This is a genomic window from Christiangramia pacifica (genome assembly GCF_057221535.1).
In genome coordinates this window covers 1,808,105-1,828,118 of record NZ_CM170146.1, presented here as the reverse complement: position 1 = coordinate 1,828,118, position 20,014 = coordinate 1,808,105, and the positions used below count along the sequence as shown (strand labels likewise).

At 33.3% G+C, this 20,014-nt stretch carries 21 protein-coding genes and 1 other RNA gene; 21 read left to right on the top strand and 1 reads right to left on the bottom strand.

Annotation, left to right across the window (positions count from 1 at the left end; all coding sequences use genetic code 11):
- Positions 1 to 3 precede the first annotated feature (3 nt).
- The 3 genes from AC2S94_RS08485 to AC2S94_RS08475 are packed head-to-tail and all read left to right on the top strand — an operon-like array spanning position 4 to position 1,746.
- Positions 4 to 726 (top strand): DoxX family protein, encoded by a 723-nt coding sequence (locus tag AC2S94_RS08485; RefSeq protein ID WP_484628177.1) that lies wholly within the window; start codon positions 4 to 6, stop codon positions 724 to 726.
- Positions 723 to 1,361 carry a DUF1361 domain-containing protein gene (locus AC2S94_RS08480; RefSeq protein WP_484628176.1) on the top strand — a complete coding sequence of 213 codons (639 nt, stop codon included), beginning with the start codon at positions 723 to 725 and terminating at the stop codon, positions 1,359 to 1,361. The genes AC2S94_RS08485 and AC2S94_RS08480 overlap by 4 nt, the downstream gene beginning before the upstream one ends.
- Positions 1,348 to 1,746, top strand: coding sequence for a ribosomal maturation YjgA family protein (locus AC2S94_RS08475; RefSeq protein WP_484628175.1), 399 nt, complete (start codon positions 1,348 to 1,350; stop codon positions 1,744 to 1,746). Before AC2S94_RS08480 ends, AC2S94_RS08475 begins: the two co-directional genes overlap by 14 nt.
- Before the next feature lie 47 nt (positions 1,747 to 1,793).
- Here AC2S94_RS08475 and AC2S94_RS08470 read toward each other — a convergent pair whose 3' ends face one another.
- A complete protein-coding gene (locus AC2S94_RS08470) occupies positions 1,794 to 3,002 on the bottom strand; it encodes an NAD(P)-dependent oxidoreductase (RefSeq protein WP_484628174.1) in 1,209 nt (402 codons plus the stop codon).
- 261 nt (positions 3,003 to 3,263) lie between these two features.
- On the opposite strand from AC2S94_RS08470, the gene ssrA reads away from it, so the two are divergent.
- The 18 genes from ssrA to AC2S94_RS08380 all read left to right on the top strand — a co-directional run bounded on the left by ssrA (position 3,264) and on the right by AC2S94_RS08380 (position 19,911).
- Positions 3,264 to 3,662, top strand: a transfer-messenger RNA (tmRNA) gene (gene ssrA, locus AC2S94_RS08465).
- 633 nt (positions 3,663 to 4,295) lie between these two features.
- Entirely contained in the window at positions 4,296 to 4,679 is a 384-nt protein-coding gene (locus AC2S94_RS08460; RefSeq protein WP_484628173.1) for a hypothetical protein, read from the top strand.
- 273 nt (positions 4,680 to 4,952) lie between these two features.
- Positions 4,953 to 5,405 carry a hypothetical protein gene (locus tag AC2S94_RS08455; RefSeq protein WP_484628172.1) on the top strand — a complete coding sequence of 151 codons (453 nt, stop codon included), beginning with the start codon at positions 4,953 to 4,955 and terminating at the stop codon, positions 5,403 to 5,405.
- Positions 5,406 to 5,563: 158 nt separating this feature from the next.
- Positions 5,564 to 6,847: a hypothetical protein gene (locus AC2S94_RS08450; RefSeq protein WP_484628171.1), complete on the top strand. Its 1,284-nt coding sequence runs from the start codon at positions 5,564 to 5,566 to the stop codon at positions 6,845 to 6,847.
- A gap of 121 nt (positions 6,848 to 6,968) precedes the next feature.
- A complete protein-coding gene (locus AC2S94_RS08445; RefSeq protein WP_484628170.1) occupies positions 6,969 to 7,508 on the top strand; it encodes a hypothetical protein in 540 nt (179 codons plus the stop codon).
- Entirely contained in the window at positions 7,498 to 7,908 is a 411-nt protein-coding gene (locus AC2S94_RS08440) for a hypothetical protein (protein WP_484628169.1), read from the top strand. Before AC2S94_RS08445 ends, AC2S94_RS08440 begins: the two co-directional genes overlap by 11 nt.
- Positions 7,909 to 8,051: 143 nt before the next feature.
- The gene (locus AC2S94_RS08435; protein WP_484628168.1) at positions 8,052 to 8,636 is read left to right on the top strand and encodes a hypothetical protein; all 585 of its coding nucleotides are present in this window, start codon (positions 8,052 to 8,054) and stop codon (positions 8,634 to 8,636) included.
- Between the two features lie 171 nt (positions 8,637 to 8,807).
- Entirely contained in the window at positions 8,808 to 10,229 is a 1,422-nt protein-coding gene (locus AC2S94_RS08430) for a TlpA family protein disulfide reductase (protein WP_484628167.1), read from the top strand.
- Between the two features lie 158 nt (positions 10,230 to 10,387).
- Positions 10,388 to 11,068 carry a hypothetical protein gene (locus AC2S94_RS08425; protein ID WP_484628166.1) on the top strand — a complete coding sequence of 227 codons (681 nt, stop codon included), beginning with the start codon at positions 10,388 to 10,390 and terminating at the stop codon, positions 11,066 to 11,068.
- 174 nt (positions 11,069 to 11,242) lie between these two features.
- Positions 11,243 to 11,935 carry a tetratricopeptide repeat protein gene (locus AC2S94_RS08420; protein WP_484628165.1) on the top strand — a complete coding sequence of 231 codons (693 nt, stop codon included), beginning with the start codon at positions 11,243 to 11,245 and terminating at the stop codon, positions 11,933 to 11,935.
- Between the two features lie 167 nt (positions 11,936 to 12,102).
- On the top strand, positions 12,103 to 12,642 hold the full coding sequence (locus tag AC2S94_RS08415; protein ID WP_484628164.1) for a DUF4738 domain-containing protein: 540 nt from the start codon (positions 12,103 to 12,105) through the stop codon (positions 12,640 to 12,642).
- 892 nt (positions 12,643 to 13,534) lie between these two features.
- Complete coding sequence (locus tag AC2S94_RS08410; RefSeq protein WP_484628163.1) at positions 13,535 to 14,293, top strand: DUF2971 domain-containing protein; 759 nt, start codon at positions 13,535 to 13,537, stop codon at positions 14,291 to 14,293.
- Entirely contained in the window at positions 14,293 to 14,784 is a 492-nt protein-coding gene (locus AC2S94_RS08405; RefSeq protein WP_484628162.1) for a hypothetical protein, read from the top strand. Before AC2S94_RS08410 ends, AC2S94_RS08405 begins: the two co-directional genes overlap by 1 nt.
- A 138-nt stretch (positions 14,785 to 14,922) precedes the next feature.
- Entirely contained in the window at positions 14,923 to 15,600 is a 678-nt protein-coding gene (locus AC2S94_RS08400) for a hypothetical protein (RefSeq protein ID WP_484628161.1), read from the top strand.
- Positions 15,601 to 15,758: 158 nt separating this feature from the next.
- Entirely contained in the window at positions 15,759 to 16,325 is a 567-nt protein-coding gene (locus AC2S94_RS08395) for a hypothetical protein (protein WP_484628160.1), read from the top strand.
- A 261-nt stretch (positions 16,326 to 16,586) separates the two neighbouring features.
- The gene (locus AC2S94_RS08390; protein ID WP_484628159.1) at positions 16,587 to 17,984 is read left to right on the top strand and encodes a PQQ-binding-like beta-propeller repeat protein; all 1,398 of its coding nucleotides are present in this window, start codon (positions 16,587 to 16,589) and stop codon (positions 17,982 to 17,984) included.
- A gap of 3 nt (positions 17,985 to 17,987) precedes the next feature.
- On the top strand, positions 17,988 to 19,208 hold the full coding sequence (locus tag AC2S94_RS08385) for a DUF5018 domain-containing protein (RefSeq protein WP_484628158.1): 1,221 nt from the start codon (positions 17,988 to 17,990) through the stop codon (positions 19,206 to 19,208).
- Between the two features lie 169 nt (positions 19,209 to 19,377).
- Positions 19,378 to 19,911, top strand: coding sequence for a hypothetical protein (locus AC2S94_RS08380; RefSeq protein WP_484628157.1), 534 nt, complete (start codon positions 19,378 to 19,380; stop codon positions 19,909 to 19,911).
- The last annotated feature ends 103 nt before the right edge of the window (positions 19,912 to 20,014 follow it).

Sequence of the window (20,014 nt, the reverse complement as noted above, 5' to 3'; positions counted from 1 at the left end):
ACGATGAGATTATTAAACAAATTCGAACAATTCCATGCGGAAGTCAGAAACAATAAATGGCTGGGTTATTTTACCATTTTCCTGAGAATTGCTCTTGCTTACGCATTTCTAGTGGCTGGTTTTACAAAAGTTGACGGCGAACGTTTTACTTCGCTTTCCAACAACCATCCCATGGGACATTACCTGGAAGCACTTTTTCACACGGGTTTCTACTATACATTTATCGGGATCGCACAAATGCTTGCCGGTTTGTTGTTGCTAATCCCGCGAACAGCTTTGCTTGGAGCGCTGCTCTACTTTCCTATCATTCTGAATATTTGCATACTTTCTTATGCGGTAAGATTTGACGGGTCTTTGCTTACCTCTCCGCTCATGGTATTGGCGAACCTATACCTGATCTGCTGGGATTATCACCGCATAAAATTCATCCTGCCGTTTAAAAAGTCCGGTTTTGCCGAATTGATGCCGGAAGCTAAGAGATCTCGATCAAGGTTTCCCTTTAAATTCTTTATGAGCATTTTTCTTACGCTTATCATCGCCGTGGGACTCATTTTTACTATGAACCGGAATGCGGTGATGCCAAGAAATCATATTTCAGACTGTAACAGTCAGTGTCCTGACAGCAGCGATCCCGAAGCCTGCGCGACATTTTGCAAATGCATTCATAAGGAAGGTAACTCTCTCGATAATTGCTTAAACGAATATGGATCAAAATTTGACCGATGATGAAAAATTTATTCAAAATCAACATACTAACTGCTTCTATTTTTGCCTGTTTCCTGGTGGGTCTCAGGTTCTGGATCACTTTCGAGCTTTATTATTTTTTTCTCATCTGGAATTTATTCCTTGCCCTGGTTCCGCTGGTATTGGCGTATATTCTAAATCAACAGAAAATCCATTTCAGTATTTCGATCTTGCTTATTGGTTTGTGGATCCTGTTCCTCCCAAACTCCTTTTATGTAATTACCGATTTGATCCATCTTAAAAATTCCAATTTCCTAATTTACGATACTGTTCTAATTACCTATTTCGCCCTGGTATGCGGGCAGGCAGGATTTCTATCCATGAAAAAAGTGACTACTTATTTTCAAGAGAAAGTTCCGGGGCTTGATCCCTGGATCCTGAATATTCTCCTGTTGTTTCTTTCTGCTTTCGGAATTTTCCTGGGCAGGTTTTTAAGGTATAATTCATGGAATATCTTGAATAACCCTATTTCACTTTTCAGAGATTGCTTCAGATTTGTACGATATCCCATGGATCATGCGCAGGTATGGTTATTTACTTTCGGGTTCGGTCTCTTACTTACCGGTTTATACCATATATTTCTGAAAATTACTGAAACCAGGAATGAAATTTCATAGACAAAACAGAAAGACCTATTTCTTCTTTTTCTGCCTGCTGCTGTTGATAGAAATTGCAATCGCGGCCTGGGTAAGAGATGAATTTGTTAGACCTTACCTGGGAGATTTCCTGGTGGTGATCTTGATCTATTCTTTTCTTATGATGATCACCAGACTGAAAGTAGTTCCTGCCCTTATCACAGTACTTATTTTCTCTTTTGCTGTGGAATTCCTGCAGATGCTGAATATTGTAAAATTGTTACAATACCAGCCGCCAAAGATCGTGATGATCGCTATAGGAAGTGATTTTTCGGTTTGGGACCTGGTAGCTTACAGCCTCGGCATTCTATTTACCGGATCACTGGAATTAAAATTCAATTCTAAAAATGAATCAGCAGCGACCTGAACACCAGCAGTTTTTAATCGAATTATCCTGAATAAAATGATCTAAAACTATTCTTCGCCTTTTACAAAAGCTTCCAGATACATATAATTCACGGTTAGTTTGCCATTTTCGGTCATTTTTGCGCGGGCCAGGATCCCATCCTTATCATTATTGAAAAATGCCGTGATCACATGCTTTAAGAACATTTCACCGAAACCTTCACTGGCATCTTTCGGCAATTCGCATGGCAGGTTATCTACCGCCATGATGGTGATGGCCGATTTCTCCCGAAAATCTGTTTCGGCACCGGTTTTAGGATCGTAGCTGTAAAAAGGTTCTGCTATGGTGGAAGGCCTTATGGTACTCGCCACAGGACCTGCGATATCGCAGGAAATATCGGCCACATATTTGATACGGAAATCTTTATCGCGAATATCTTCTTCGGAATAGAAGACCGGGGCACCCTGGCCATAAAAATGCCCGGCAATAAAGACATCGCTGGTTTTGGCAAATTTCATAAAGTCAGAATCATAATTCTCTGGCACTTTATAGAATTCCATCCTGCTGCCTTTGGCGCCATCTTTTCGTTTGGCATAATCCAGCACATCTATATGGCAGAAAACCGGCTCGTTGAATTCGTTCACCAGGTAAGTTTCAGGATCTATTTGCTTGATGTTTAAATGTTCCAGGATCTCACGAGCGCCGTGAGCTACTTTTCCACTTCCGGTGAGCACGAATTTATAATTGGGTAATTCTATTTTGTTCAGTTCTGCCAGCATCGCCTCCAGGTCTGGAAGACCTTCTGCCTTGGGAAGCTGGAATTTATCTTCTTTTATACCAATTGCCCGAATTCCGTTATAAGCGCCCACCAGGCCTGCGTAGCGACCGAAACCGATAAGACGTGCCTTGTTTTTTGCAGTGATCACCTCATGATCGTATAATTCAATTTTTCTTGACAAAATTTCACGAAGCAGGTCACGATTATAGGGCTGCTTTTTGATGGTATGGGAAAAGAAAAAGTACTTTTTGTCAGGTATCAGATTTGGAATAGGCACTTCTTTTACCCCCAATAATACATCGCAATCGCTGATATCTTCGGAAACTTCAAAACCTGCATCGCGATATTCCTGATCGCTAAATATCCTGATATCAGAACTTTCCACCTTAAAAGAGGCTTCCGGAAATTGGGAAACCACTTCTTTAAGCATTTTTGGAGAAAAGACCACACGCCTGTCTGGCGGGGTTTTTCGTTCTTTGATCAGGGCGAATTTTATCATTTATGGTATAGGTTTTGCGTAGTTTTGTAGTGTCTCAAAGATATAAATTTAAATGAGTATCTTTGCTGGCCCGATTGTAAACTACAGTCGGATTTCTTTGAAAGTTGGCGTTAGGGATAGTAGCGAAAATCCTTTTTTAAAGTGCTGAGCTTGTCGAAGCACGATTAAAAAGATTGCAGCGAATAGCCCGACCCGCTAAAGCGGGGAACGCCCTAATGATTGGTATAATCATTACGACAAAGAAGATGTTCATTATTTTATGGGGTCGACTTGGTTTTGACAGCGAGTCTAATTGAGTTGTAAGCACGTAGAGCGCTGGGATATAGCTCTTAAATCTCATATTTCACACTTTTTTAAACGGCGAGAATAACTACGCCTTGGCTGCGTAACCGAATTATAGTACGTTACCTTAGTCCCTGCCAGGCAGGGAACCAAGATGTCTCGTGAAAGCCTTGATTTACGGCGTTCACACCAGAGGCACCGATAAAGTAAATATAGTGACCGCAGGGCCTTGATGCGGTTGCGAAACTTAAGCGAGGATACGTGTAAAGTTGGTGGTTTTCGGCCGGCTTTGCATCGACAACCAAGTGAAAACTAAACGTGTAGAAAGCTGCTGAATTGCTTGTTTGGACGAGGGTTCGAACCCCTCCGACTCCACGATCACTCACAACTGCGTTGTGATTTGGAACAAAGAAATCCTGCCGAATTTATTCGAGCAGGATTTTTTGTTTTAAAGCACCCAGACCGTAGGGATGAGCAGTTGTAATTGCAGGACTGGATTTACCAGGGGAAGGCGCAGCCAGCCCCTGGATCACATAGCCCCGAATCAGCAATGATATCGGGGCTTTTTATTTGCAGGTGACAATCTGGGTGACAATCTGGGTGACAATTTAATGATCATTATTCTTTACGGTTCACCCTAATATCTAATTACGTAAAAAGTAGCAAAACCTGCGTTTATCCCGAAGCTGATTCGTGTAAAAGTGTATATCGCTGTGGATATAACGAGTTGTATGCTATTTTTTAGAAAATCCGAACTCTTATTTCTATCGCGTTAGAAATAGACCGTAAGTAAAATGTCAAATTTTAAGAATTTGTCAATTAAGTCTAATATATTCTATGCTATCTATTGGTGCTTTTTCGATGCAAATAGAAAATTTTATAGTAAATGGAATGTATCTTATTTAAGAAAGGAAATAAGTTCTAGTTAAATATTTTACACATAAACGTTATTTTTTTCAAAGAAGTTTTAATTATTTAGTGCGCTCAAATTCATTAATAATAAAATTTAAAATGAGAAAAATTTTTGCAATTGTATTAGTCAGTCTTACAGTTCTAACGAGTTGCTCAAAAGATGACAACGAAGAAAACACTAACGAATCAAACTTTTTAATTGGTAAATGGGAATCGAAAGAAGACTATATAGGTGATGAAGTCTCTACTGAAGTAGATGGAGAATTTATTCATACATACACAGCCACTACGGTTACTTCAGAACAAAATGGAGAGTTTAGAGCTACTTATGATTACACTTTTGATACTCAAACCATGGAACTTAAAACTGATGAAAATGAGAGTATTGTTTTTATCGAAAAAATAAGTAATGATGAAATGATAGGCCACAATGGAAAGGAAGGTGAAGAATACCGCGGGACTCTATTTCATCGAATTAATTAAATTCAAAGCTTAATATTCTAAGACAGAAGCTTCACAGAAATGTGGGGCTTTTTTAAATTATAATCAAATTGAATAGATAGATATCCATTGAAAATGTTAACTTAATATAGAACTAGTGAAAAAACAGCATACAACAACGGTTCATCGCCAATAAGCGGCCCTTTAAAAAGAAAATAATTAACTTGATCCACAAACCAATACTAAGCCGACCAATCCGTGTCCCTTACTCCGCCAACTGGCGATAACCGAGACCGTTGTACACAATTTTAAAAGATGAAGAAGTATTATATAACCTTTATGATTCTGACAATTTTAATTTTGTCTTGTAATAAGAAACTTGAATCAGATCAATTTCTAGAAAATTCTATAAGAGAGAAAGTATTGTCGGGGGATAAAACATTGGACTTAAATGAAACTGCCGAATTTAATTGGGACAGTCTAATCATATTAACTCCTTATTCTAATCCAGAAATACTTTCGGAAAAATTTAAAGTAGATTTTTCTGCAGTAGAACACACGGGAATCGAACATCGAGATGATATCAATCTTATCATATTTTTTAATGATGGAGAAATAAATAAATTAATAGAATATCCAAGATACCCAGGTGATTTCGCTAATAACAAAACTTCCTTTATAAAACGAAATGATGCAAAATTTGAAATTATCGAAACGGAAAAACTATCAACTGGAGGAAATAAATGGATAAACGTGATCAAGAAATAAAACTGTGTACAACAACGGTTCATCGCCAATAGCCGGCACCGTTAGAAATAAAATAATTAACTTGACCAACAAACCAATACTAAGCCGACAAATCCGCGTCCCCTACTCCGCCAACTGGCGATAACCGAGACCGTTGGCATTAATGATAAACAATATATATGCTTAAAAATATAATTGAAAAGTTCAATGAAAACATTGAAGGTTTAAAAGACTTTGCAGAAGTTATAAAACCGTTTTTAGAAGAGCACATTAGAAAAGAATCTGAAAAACATTCTTCTGCCATAAAACCAGTAAATCTAGCTATTGCTAAGCATTTAGAAGAGGACATCGAGAAGGCAAAAGAACTTGATAAGCAATTGAAAGATATTTTCGATGGAGAAATAGAGGTGCGCTCTGAAAAAGATGAAAATGATGAGATCACAAGCTTAAATTTCAAGTTTTTATCAGGAGATGCAAAATCATTTGATAAAGGAATGAAAGCTATACATAAATCTTCATCTCAAATTGAAAGACTTTACAAAAGCTCCCTAATTAGCTTGATAAGTTCTGTAGAATGGTTTTTTGCACAATTACTACATTATTACTATGACGAGTTTCCCGAATCTGCTGGTGTAAAAAATAAAACTTTGACTTTGTCTGATTTGAAGGGTTTCGATTCCATTAAAGATGCTGAACAGTATTTAATTGAAGATTTAATAGACAAATCTGTTCGTGCAGGTTTTAGTGATTGGACACAAATTTTAAAAAAGGACCTTGGACTAAAAATGGGGTATTTAAATGACTTCGAAGATGATATCATAGAAGTATTTCAAAGAAGAAATATTCTTGTACATAACAATGGTATAGTAAATTCTACTTACTTATCGAAAGTAAATTCAAAATTTTCCAAAGATTTAGAGGCAGGAGATAAAATTTCCATCGATGAAACTTACCTTTTCGATTCAATGAATAAACTTCATTTAGTATTCTCTCTATTTGCATTTGAATTATGGAAAAAAATAGATAGTGAAGATGAAAGCCGTGGAGAATTGGTAATGAATTTAGGTTATAAATATCTATGTGAATCAGATTATAAAGTGGCTAATTCAGCAAATTACTTTTTAACAATGGATAAAAAAATGCCTGTGGCAAGTAGAACAGCCGCTGAACTTAATTTATGGCTTTGTAAAAAAAGAGAAAAGGGATTAGAAGCAATTAAAAATGATTTAGAAAAAATAGATTATTCTGATAAATCTTTAATATTTCAAATTGCTTTAATGGCATTAAAGGAAGATAAAGAAAGGTTCTTCAAAAACTTACCACAGGTTTTGAAAACTGAAGAACTGAAACCTGAAGAATTACAAGAGTTTCCAATATTTCAGGAAATGCGAGAAACTGAATTGTATCAAGAATTTTGTGAGCGAGAACAATCACTAATGCCAACAACGGTTCATCGCCAATAAGCGGCACCGTTAGTAAGAAAATAATTAACTTGACCAAAAAACCAATACTAAGCCGACAACTCCGCGTCCCCTACTCCGCCAACTGGCGATAACCGAGACCGTTGCCACGCATTTTTAGAAAATGAGAGCTAAAATATTAATTCTGACTTTTTTAATCCTAACTATTAAAAGTTATGGACAAGATTTGATTAATGAATACCCTGATATCAAAAATGAAAAAATCAAAATTGACAATAATGACTCCTTAAGTAAAATTTCTCTTGAGAATGAAGAATTTTTAGAACAAATGACAGATGGCGGAGGAATACTTACAGGGTTTTATGATGAAAATCAAGAAATAAGAAAGGTTGAAATTCTAGTTTCTAAATCAATAGGAGTCCAGGAATACAGTTTTTATTTGAGGAAGGAAAATATAATTCTGATTATTGATAATTTTAAACGATTTGCTTGGGATGAAAAAACTGATGAGTTTGATTATACCAAATTTGATGGAGGTTTTAACGGAACATATCTTTTTAAAAATAAAAAATTAATAGACTTTATTAGTTTAGGACATAATAGATTTGAAGATGATCAAATTGATATTGAAAAAACTTTTTTAAAAGAAAGTGAATACTATATTAATCTGATTAAAGAAACATTACAGAATATTGAAAAATAAGGCAATCCTTTTCTTTGGAAAATATAGACTTGTAATTGGAGGTATATTCATTCTAGTTGTAAGTCTTATTGTAATTAGAAATGGATTTATAGAGAAAGAAATTACAAAAGAGAATAGAATAGTTACAGTTCAAGTTTTAGAATTATCAAAAAGAAGAAGTAACTATTATTTAAAGCTTCAATACGATAATAAGAACTTTGTAGAAAGAATCGACGCTGAAAACTTTAGACGAATTAAAGGCGAAAAAGAAGTGAAATTGCTTACCAATAAAAAGCATACTAAGTTCATTTTTCCGAATGCATTTAAACAAAATAACAATTTCTTATATGGAACCTTATTAAGTCTAATTGGTTTAACAATAATATACAAAGGCACAAAAGCCGGTAGTCAAAAACGCTAGCCAACAACGGTTCATCGCCAATAGCCGGCACCGTTAGAAAGAAAATAATTAACTTGTTCAACAAACCAATACTAAGCCGACAAATCCGCGTCCCGCACTCCGCCAACTGGCGATAACCGAGACCGTTGGCCACAAGCAACAAAATGAAATTAACTAAGAAGAAAAACTACTTTAAAGGAAAAACTCTCTTTATAGTTTCAATTATTGTGATTCTAGCAACATTCTTAACGGTGTGGCTGACTGGAATAAACTATAACAGAGAAATAACTTCTAATTTATATTTATCACTCTCCATAATTGGAGTGATTTTATTTCTTTTTATGACATATGGACTCTATAAAGGAGTTGGATTAGAAGATGATTTTCCAAAATATAGAAGCTTTAAAAAAGGAGATCTTTTTGGAAGTACTCATCCAGGATCAATAGAAACACCAGATACAGATGTTGGAGATGGAATTGCAGGATTAATCTTATCCATCGTGTTATGGATATTGGTAACAATCGCAATGATTATATTATTAATTTTACTAGAAGCAATTTTCTGGTTCTCTTTATTTATTATTCTAATGATGCTTTATTGGGTGTTTTTTAGAGCTCTCAAATTAGTTTTTAGTAAATCAGATAAAACCTTCGGAGACATATTTTCATCTATCTCATATTCTTTGACATATACAATTCTATATTTAGGATGGATATATGGAATAGTTTATCTGACAGAAATTTTATAGACAAGCCAGTGGCCAACAACGGTTCATCGCCAATAAGCGGCAGCGTTAGTAAGAAAATAATTAACTTGATCAACAATTCAATACTAAGCCGATAAAGCCGCGTGCCATACTCCGCCAACTGGCGATAACCGAGACCGTTGGCATACATTTTTAAACAAGATTGGAACTTCGATGAAAAATTTTTTCTTAATCCTTTTAGTGTTATTTATCGCATCATGTAATAAATCAAATGAGCTGGCCAAGGTAACCGTAAATTACAAGGGTAATACAGCTATAGAACTAAGAACCCCGATAGATGATATTATGTTATCGGATAATAAAACAGATACTCTTGAAAAAGATAATAACAATATATATTCTTTCGAAAAAGAAGTAGATAAACCTGAATATGCCATTATAAAAATTGGCAATAAAAGAAAAAAATTACTTCTAATTCCTGGTGATGAAATACAAATTTCATTTAAAGACACTGCTTTTAAGATTATTGGGGAAAATAAAAAGGGGGTGGTATTATTGAATAAAATAAAACCTCCAATTTTCACAGTAGAAGAAGCAAGTAGATTTAGGAAGGATACAACGGCATCTCAAATCAAAAGAAAAATAGATTCATTAAAAAGAGAAAAACTAAACGATTTAAAGCTTTTAGAGAGAAATAATCAAATTGATAATATTCTGTTTCAAACTTTAGAAGACGAAATCAATTATTTCTATGCCTTAAGAACCGTACAGATTATTATTAGCAAGCAGAATCAAGGTTTTCCACTAGATGCACGCATGAGTGAATTATACGATCAAACATTAAGCAAGTATCCATTAAATATTCAATATAAGCCTAGCAGTTGGTTAGAATATGCAAAAGAAATCTTATTGTCAAAAAAATTATCTGATCTAAGAGCAAGTGGAGAATTGACTTTCGATTCCATTAAAGAATTATACGAGAATGATAAATTTTTTGATTATCAATTCAAGATTATTTCAAATTATAAAAATCCTCAAATTGCAGAAAAAGTGGCGGCTTACAATCTTATTAATTCCTCCAAGCAAGACAATTACGAGAAAGGCCTAATTTCTGTATTTAATAAGTTTAAGAAGGAGTATCCGAACAGTAACTATATTCCGTATTTAAAACCAGAAATCGATAAAGTAGTAGCATATAATGAGAAAATTGCAAATAAGATGCCTGAGGATGCAAAGATTATGCATGGAGAAGAATTCCAAGATTTCAAGTCACTTGCTGCAGAATTAAAAGGAGAAAAATACTACGTAGATATTTGGGCAACTTGGTGTGGACCCTGCAAAATAGAATTTAAACATAATCAAAAACTTGATAGCTTATTACAAGAAAAAGGTTATAAAAAACTTCTTATCTCTGTAGATCAGCCTGAAATGGAGCAGAAATGGAAAAATGATATCAAATATTATGATTTGAAGGGATTAAACTTAATGGCCAGTAAAGAGTTATATTCAGATTTAATAAATAACTATGGAGTAGGAAGTATTCCAAGGTATTTTATTATTGATAAAGAGGGAAACCTTACAAATTCAGATGCACCAAGACCAAGTAATTTTGAAGAATTACAGAAAGAACTTTGAGTTAAAAACGTATGCTAACAGCGGTTCATCTCAAATTCCGGGTATTGAAGAAAAAGTGTAATTTTAGAAACCAAGAAAGAAAACGGTAAGCCGACAAGTCCGCGTCCCTACTCCCGCAACTTGCGATAACCGCAAACCGTTGTGCATAATGCCTAAGAATGAGAAACCTACTTATATTCATAATATTAATAATTGGATTTAAAGTATTAGCTACACCGCAAATACCAGACATTTTAATATATGAAGGAAGAAAATATGACTGGAATGGTTATAGTCCAGCTTATGAATACTTTAAACGGAATAATTTTCAACCGCCTGATGAAGCAGTTGTTACTACCGCTAACTATTCTGTTTTCATAATGACTTATGAAATAGTCAATCAAAAATTATTTTTAATAGATGTAGAGATTGAAGTGACACAGGAGTCTAAATATGGTTCCGACTATCCTCCAGATTTGGTAAGTAAATCCGTTTTTAAGACCTACTTTCCGAACCAAGAGAAAGTTTTGATGGACTTCTATTCAAATATTCAAATAATTCCATTTGGTGAAATTAAAGAAGTAACTAAAAACAATTGGACTGATATTCATTGGGAAGATTATCTAGTTTTCGAAATAAAAAATGGAAATGTCATAAGTGAACTAGATTTAAATTATAAAAAGTTCAGAAGGCTCAAAAAAAACCAGTTTAAAGAATTTAAAAAAACAGCAGATTATCAAAAGGCTATCAAAAACGAAAAAGAGAATTTAGAAGGGTTTAATGAATTTCGACCAAACAAGTTTACTATGGACGAATATTTAGAATCAAATATATTGAGATTAATAAAAGGATTTAAATAAGGCACTATGCACAACAACGGTTCATCGCCAATAAGCGGTACCGTTAGAAAGAAAATAATTAACTTAACCAACAAACCAATACTAAGCCGACAAATCCGCGTCCCTTACTCCGCCGACTGGCGATAACCGAGACCGTTGTGTGTAATGCTTAAGAATAATTCAAAGTCAAAATTCATGATCAAGAAATTAATAATATTAATAATCCTAACAAGCTCTTCATCTATAATTGGCCAGTCAAATGAAAATAGCATAACTAAGAAAGAGCTTTTTGATCATCTTGTAATAGAAGTTTGCGAATGCGTAACCATGAATGAAGGTCAAGAACTTCAAGCTCTAAATGGCTGTCTAACAAAAAACATGGGTAAATACGATGAAAAATTAAAAGGAATTATTAATAAAGATTCGACTCTTTTTGATGGAGTAACATCTGAAGAACTAGGAGAAGAATTTGTTGAAACTATGCAGATTCCCCTAGTAGAAAATTGCGATAGTTTTTATCACTATTTTAAAGATTTAAAAGACAATATTATAGATGGACTTTATAAGTTTCAGTCCCAAAAAACACTAGATTCATTGTATAGTGTAACCGATAATGAGAGAAATAGTGAATACTATCTTCAACGAGGATTAATGAATTTCGCGCATAAGAAATATGATAAATCAATAGATGATATTAACCATGCTATTGAAATAGATCCTAAAGAAGAATTCTATATGTTTTTGGCTTGGATATATACAGAAGATGGTAATCTAGAAAAATCTATTGAATATTATGATAAATATATATCGCTAACGAATTCTATAGAAATGAAATTTATGAAAGGTGTTAGTATGCGTGAAATTAAAGAAAAGAATGAAACGAGATAATTGTTTGTTCAAGCACTACACACAACAACGGTTAATCGCCAATAGCCGGCACCGTTAGATAGAAAATAATTAACTTGACCAACAAACCAATACTAAGCCGACAAATCCGTGTCCCCTACTCCGCCAACTGGCGATAACCGAGACCGTTGTGTGCAAGCTAAAATCTTATGCTAAAGAAAATAATTTCAATTTTTATACTCTTAGTAATAAGTGGTTGTATAGAACAAAAGAAAGAAAATCAAGTTCAGTTAGAAAAAGATAAAAACCTAAAAACTGATTCAGTCCAAGTTAGATTTTTTCGAAAAGACAAAATCAATTCTCAAAGAGATACTTTGATCCAAACTCTCGATTTAGAGATCTCGATTTCTGAAAAATTTTTAGACACATATGTTATTGACAGTTTTGAGAGTGAAGATGTAAAATACATAGATAAATATCGTGACATTAAATATTCATTAGTTGTCACAAAAGAAAATTTGAAAATCATAGATACCTCACTAAATAAAGAAAACTTTAAAGATTTTGCTGGGGAAGAATTAATTAAATATGGAAATTTTACAACATATGAATTTGATAAAACTGAGGAAAACAAATTAATCTTTTTAGGTATCATTCAAGAACCGGAAACGGATTGGTCTTACTTTTTTTACCATGTTTATGATTTAGAGAAAAAAGAATTTAAAATTAAAGAAATCACTCAAAATTAGATATGAACTAGACTGCACACAACAACGGTTAATCGCCAATAAGCGGCACCGTTAGCAAGAAAATAATTAACTTGACCAATAAACCAATACTAAGCCGACAAATCCGCGTCCCTTACTTCGCCAACTGGCGATAACCGAGACCGTTACCCACAATGGCTACATCAAGAAATATAAAAATAAAATGGTGAAAAATATGGACTTTTTGAGAAGAGAACCTAAAGCTTTGAAACTAATTTATATTCTAGCAATCTTGATATTTATTTTTAATACTTTTTTCTTCTTTAAAGAAGGGGAAATTAATGGTTTTCTAAATATAACTTTTAGCATCATTTTAATAATTTTTACAATCCGCCTTGCAATATTTTCAAGTCAGAAAAAATAAATTATTGATTAAGATGATATTGATAATAAATGAATTATGTTTTATTTTCTATTTTTAATGAATCAAAAATAAAAAATGATAACAAACTGAATATTTTAAAAATTCAAATACTAAAAACTAAGAGCTCATTGAATGAAAATTACAAGTAACAACTTTATTAAAAACGAACCATTTTTTTTGAAGCTCCTATATATAATAGGTCTTGTATGTCTCATCACTTCTGTGATATTAATGATGTTTAATAAAAACATAAGTTTTATTTCAATAGTCGGGTATTTGATAGTAACGTTATTCTACGCTCGATTTTTAACAAGGAGTCGAAAAAGTAAAATTAATGATTAGTTTAAGCCACAGTGGGTAACAACGGTTAATCGCCAATAGGCGGCGGCAGCGTTAGATAGAAAATAATTAACTTGACCAACTAAATAATACTAAGCCGACAATACCGCGTCCCCTACTCCGCCAACTGGCGATAACCGAGACCGTTGGCACTAATTTTTCAATAGAAAAATGGAATATTTATTTAAGTATCATCAAATTAATATTAACCTTTATAAATCGTTACAAAAAAATGAAGTCTGGTTTGCGAATCCAAGCACATTTAATGATCCATTTGATTGTAATTTAAAATGTAATTATATAATTGATAAGTATTATCAAGAACAAATTAATGAGGAACAACGTATTGCTTTCAATTCAGCGACACATAACGAGATTTTTATTAGACAGCATAAAAACTTGATGAAAATAGCTGAAGGACATGAAAAAGATCGGAAAGAGAAAACGGAGAAATTGAATTTGGACTTACAAAAGAGAGTTTCAGAAGTTGGTATTTCATGCTTTTCTAAAACACATTTAAGTATTTTAATGTGGTCACATTATGCCAATAATCATTCTGGTGTTTGCTTAAAATTCAACACCAAAGACAAATCCTTTTTTGAAGATTATAAAGAAGTTAAATATTCAGAGGAATTCCCCACTTCTGATGATATCGCAAAGCAGGACAAATCAGATAATTTCCTTTTTTTCACCAAATCACAACAATGGTCTTACGAACAAGAAGTCAGACTAATGAAAAAAGCAGATAGTCTTGAAATATTTGATCCACAATGTTTAGAAGCCATTTATTTTGGTCTTGATTGCGTTCCAAAAGAACAAGAAAAAATTATTCAGATTATTCAATTTAATAAAGGCTATAATAATGTCGACTTCTACAAAATGCAGAAATCACCAAAAAGTTTTGAATTAATAGAAGAAAAAATTAATTAATGGAAATTAACTTGTCTCATGTCATTACTTCAATAATAGCTTTTATAATTGGACTAATAGTTAAAACTCTCTTAGATCATAACTTGGCAATATGGATAGTAAAATATTGTCATAAAACTCCGGTCCGATTTATATACAGAACAAATCCCATTAAGCTGGCAGGAGATTGGGAACAAAATTGGAGCTTCTCTAATGCTAAGAAAAACTATAAAAAGGATACCGAACGTCACAGTTTTACAGAGGTAAAACAGTTAGGTAAATATTTGTATTGTGAATTTTATTCCAGAAATGATAAGTTTTATTTTTTCGGAGAAATTAAAAATAGTTTCGTTGTTGGGACTTGGGGTGAGATTTATGATAAAAATTCTTATCATGGAAGTTTTGAATTAAGAATAATTGATTCAAGTAATTTACAAGGAAAGTGGATTGGCCATTCAAAATTTCAACCAAAAATTAATGCAGATGAATGGATTTGGAGTAAGAAAAACTAGTGCCAACAACGGTTCATCGCCAATAAGCGGCACCGTTAGTAAGAAAATAATTAACTTGACCAACAAACCAATACTAAGCCGACAAATCCGCGTCCCTTACTCCGCCAACTGGCGATAACCGAGACCGTTGTAGCAAATATGTTAAAGAAATTTCTCGTTTTCATAACCGGCCTAACATTGCTTTATAGTTGCAATGAAAAATTCGATCACCTAAAGTTCGAAAAGCAAGTAGCATATGAAGTTTTTCCACAATTAATGGATTCTCTGCATAGAGATACCAGGGTTCCTATACCTGCACCGCCATATAAAACTGATTCTCTTGGTAATAGATTAGAGTTTGATACAATTGAATCCCAAAGAAGATGGAAGGAATTTGATAGATTAAAACTTGAGTATTATCAAGATTCTGTAAAATTGGTGACTGCAATTAGCGATTCAACTTTTTTACTAGATGCAGGTGAAAAGAGCCAACTACTAAAATTTTATAATCTTAATAATTCAGATATAGATACTATTAATACCAATGAAAAATATAAGATTGATCTTGACAAATTAAATGCTGACAATAAGATAAGATTCATCTATAAATCGGACTTACCTGAAGGAAGAGAAATTTGGAAAACAGATTATAAATTTTATCTAAACTCTGTTGTATCTATTAGTAGAATACAATTTGATATAAATAAGAATTTTGGTGTTATGTCCATTGGTTATTCGATGGGAATATTAAATGGTATTGGATTTAGAGTTTTTATTAGAAAAAATAATGATGGTGATTGGGTAATTGATAAAATTCAAACAACATCTATTTCGTAATACCATACTTGCAACAACAACGGTTCATCGCCAATAAGCGGCACCGTTAGAAAGAAAATAATTAACTTGACCAACAAACCAATACTAAGCCGACAAAGCCGCGTCTCTTACTCCGCCAACTGGCGATAACCGAGACCGTTGGGCAGCATTTTACAAATATGAGTTTAAAAAGAATAATTCTGACTTTTTTAATAATGACAATCTTTAGTTGTCAAGAAGTTGTCAAAAAGGAGGAAATCAACGTAGTAAAAGAAATTGCAGAATTGAATTCTACTTCTGAACAAGAAATATTCTTAGAAACAATACATCAGACAGATCAAAATATAAGAAAAGGAGAGAGTTCAGAAATACTGCTTAAATATGGAAAGAATTCAAAAGAATTGAAGAAGTTCTATAAGAAGATGGATTCTGTAGACCAATTAAATTTGAAAAGAATCGATCTTTATTTAAATAAATTTGAATATCCAGATAAACAAAGGTTTTCTCAAAATGCTAATATCGCACCGTGGCTGGTAATTCACCATTCCTCAGATATAAAAACTAGAAATAAATACTTTCAAGTTTTAAAAAAGGCTTATTTAAATAAGAATATAAATTCAAATCAGTTCGAATTATATTTAGGAAGAACATATCAGATGAAAACAGGAAAATATCCCACGCAAGAAGGAGCATATAAATCAGAAGACAAAATTAACCGATTAATTAAGGAATTAGGTTTAGAGTAAAAAACGCAGCCCAACATCGGTTCATCGCAAATAACGGGTTTTGTCCAATAAGTGTAATTTTAGAAACCAGGAAAGAAAATGGTTAATCCGACAAGTCCGCGTCCCTACTCCCGCAACTTGCGATAACCGTAACCGTTGTATACAAGAGCTCTAATTATAATCCTACAATTGAAGAGAAATAGCCTGAAATCTTAAATAATTGTTAAATCATATTGAAATAATTTTATATTTGGATTCTTAATTCTCAAACTAACATTTTTAATGCTAAGAAATCCATTTAAGGTAATTACTTTATCAATTATTTGGTTATCACTTTTTTCCTGTTCCAAAGAAAATAAGCCAAAAGAAAACAGACCTCCCGGGAAAATTCAAATTGAATCGATCCAGTATGAAAATCAAAATTTTACGGTGCAATGGTCTACCCCGTCAGATCCGGATGGCGACTTAATTACTTATGACGTTTATATTGGTAACGAGAAGATACTTTCTGAGACCATCAATCAGTCCGCAACAGGTTTCCTACCATATAATTCAACTCATTCTGGAAAAATAATTGCTACAGACAGCCAGGGAGGAAATTCAGAGGTAAGCTTTACCCTGGAAATGCCTAAAAGTAAAATCTTGTTCTTTACAGCTGAAGATATCTTTTATGCTTTAGATGTAAGAACTCAACAACTGTTATGGAAAGATCAAATGAATCCACTAATGAGAGGTCTACATTCCACTATAGGCGATCAAATATTTATACACTACAAGAAATTGCAGTCTAAGAATATTTTAACCGGCGACGTTGTATGGACTAAAGAATCCAATGATGAATATGAAAGTCATTTCGTTATGAGTGATGGAGAGGCTATTTATAGAAAAATTAATTATGATGCATTTGAAAGACTCGATCCAAATGATAAAGGAGCAACCCAATGGTCTATAGACACATATGAAAGTAAAGGACCTGCAGGATTAGACGATCTCAATATATATTTAACTGATCGGTCTAATCCAGATCTAGAAGTATATGATAAAATTACAGGAGAGGAAAAGTGGACCTTCACAATACCGAATGAACTAGGCAATGATTATTACAACCAAATTGGACATACCCCGATAACTTCTGAAGATAAGGTATTCTTTAGATCAGGGCTGGGATATTTCTTTGCACTTTCGAAAGATACTGGTGAAACCATTTGGTATATCCAAATTACCAATGAAAGTATTTCAAATTATAAGGGAAATGAAACCAGACCTATCCTTTTTCACAACGATATAATTGTAATTGCGAATACAGAAGTATTTTCAATAAATCAAAATGATGGAAATCTCAATTGGAGGCTCGGCACTGGAAGCCAAATTTATTCAAGTCCATTTCTTTATGAAAACCATATTTATTTCACCAGTAACGAATTTTTATTTTGCATGGATGCAACAAGAGGTTCAATTAAATGGAAACGTACCCTGCCCACCCACACTCAAATTTCACCAATTGTCCATGACGATATTATTTATGTTGGAGGGGATGAATATTACTATGCATTTAATGTTTTAGATGGTAGCGAAATTTGGCGTTTTAAAACCGGTGACTACCCTTATACTAGTCCAACCCTTGTAATTGGTGAATCTGAAGAAATAGTATACCCATCCCTAAACCCATCAACAAATTAAATAATGAAGAAATTTAAAATAATCTCTATACTCCTAGCAATAACTATTATAAGCTGTAATAAAGATGATGATACTAACGAACCAGAAGTTTTAAGCGATGAAAACAAAATCACAGACTTTCAATTACCTGTAGATGGAATATATGTCTCCGGTGAAATAGATCAAAATTCAAAAATCATTTCTTTTAATACTGAGGGACAGGATCTTAGTAACTTAACTCCAAGAATAAGTTATTCTGAAAATGCCAGGTTAAGCCCTGCAGAAAATATACCACAAGATTTTTCTTCAGCGGTTGCTTATACAGTATATGCTGAAAGCGGAATTACAGAGGTTTACAGAGTACAGGTTAATAACAGACCTCTATCGTCTGAAAAGGAGATTCTTTCTTTTCAAGTGAATATTGCCGGTAATATAAAAGAAGCAGAGATTGATCATGAGAAGCGAGAAATTTACCTGGATGTTGGTGATCATATCAATAGTATTGATCCGGAACTAACTGTTTCAGAATACGCTTCATGGGAGTTGGCCGAAGGAAATCCTGATTATTCTAAGCCTGTAGAATATCTCGTAACCGCTGAAGATGGTACTACGGTAGCGTATGAATTTCACGCCAATAAACCTGAAATAGAAACATTAAGAAGTTGGGTTGAAAGGTTGTTATTTTACCCTGGGGCAGAAATAATGGTTTCTGGAAAATTTTTGAAAATAAGTGATTCTGATGAATTTTATTTACTCAGTGAAGACGGATCAAAAATCTATCCCGAAATAACTTTTGAGGAAAGGTATGAATATGAAGAAGAATTAGTTATATATGATTTCTCACTTCTTAAAATTCCATATTCAACTCCAACTTCTATATATAAATTAGTTATTAAAACTAGATCCTATTCAGTAGAGTTCGAAGGAATAGATATTCTGGCAGAAAATGTTCCAAGAGTGACTTCAACAGATAAAGCAGAGTATGAACAAAATGACACACTAGTTTTAAATGGTGAAAATCTTAAACCATACATAATGATACCTCATGACGGGAGTCATTATTTAATCTTTGATACTGGTTCTGGAACTATAGACATCAAAGTAAATGAATCGAAAACAGAACTCAGGTTTGTTATGGATTATCGTTGGAACCAATTTTTCTGGCCAAAGAATGTTTACAAGAAAATCTTTGTAATGGATGAGGATCGCAGAATAGGGGAATATATTGAAGTTATTTTTAAATAATTTTTTTATATATCGCTCCAATATACAACAACGGTTCATCGCCAATAAGCGGCACCGTTAGAAAGAAAATAATTAACCGGACCAACAAATCATTACTAAGCCGACAAATCCGCGTCCCTTATTCCGCCAACTGGCGATAACCGAGACCGTTGGCTGTAATCAGAATACTTTGAGTAAAAAAGAAAATACTTCTGAAGTAAATATAAATGCTTTAAAAAAAGGTATAGGAATAACATTTCTAGGATCACTCTTATTTCTTTATCTCCATTTCACAAACGAAAAAATTACCGATCAAAATAATCTCGAATCCATAAAAGGGAAAATTGAGAATTATTCTTTTCTAACATATTCTGCTAACGGACGTTCCAACCTAAAAAATTATCAAATTCAATTAGAGAATTTGGATATAGATTTTAAAATAATCGCTGACAATATTTGGCTTTTTAAAGAGTCCAGTTTTGAAGAAAATGTAAAAAAAGGAGACTTAATAAAGTTAGAAGTTCCTAAAGAAAATAATTCGAATAGTAACTCTCAAGACTTTGTTCCAGTTTTAGGTATCATTGTTAATGGTCAAGAATACTTAAGTTCAAGAGAAGTGATTAGAGAAAATAAAGCGCCATTATTTTTAACTACTTCTGTAATATTATTCTTTAGTTCGATTTCATTAATATTACTAGTGAAATTTAAATCTAAGCTAACATGACTACAGCCAACAACGGTTCATCGCCAATAAGCGGCACCGTTAGAAAGAAAATAATTAACTTGACCAACGAACCAATACTAAGCCGACCAATCCACGTCTCTTA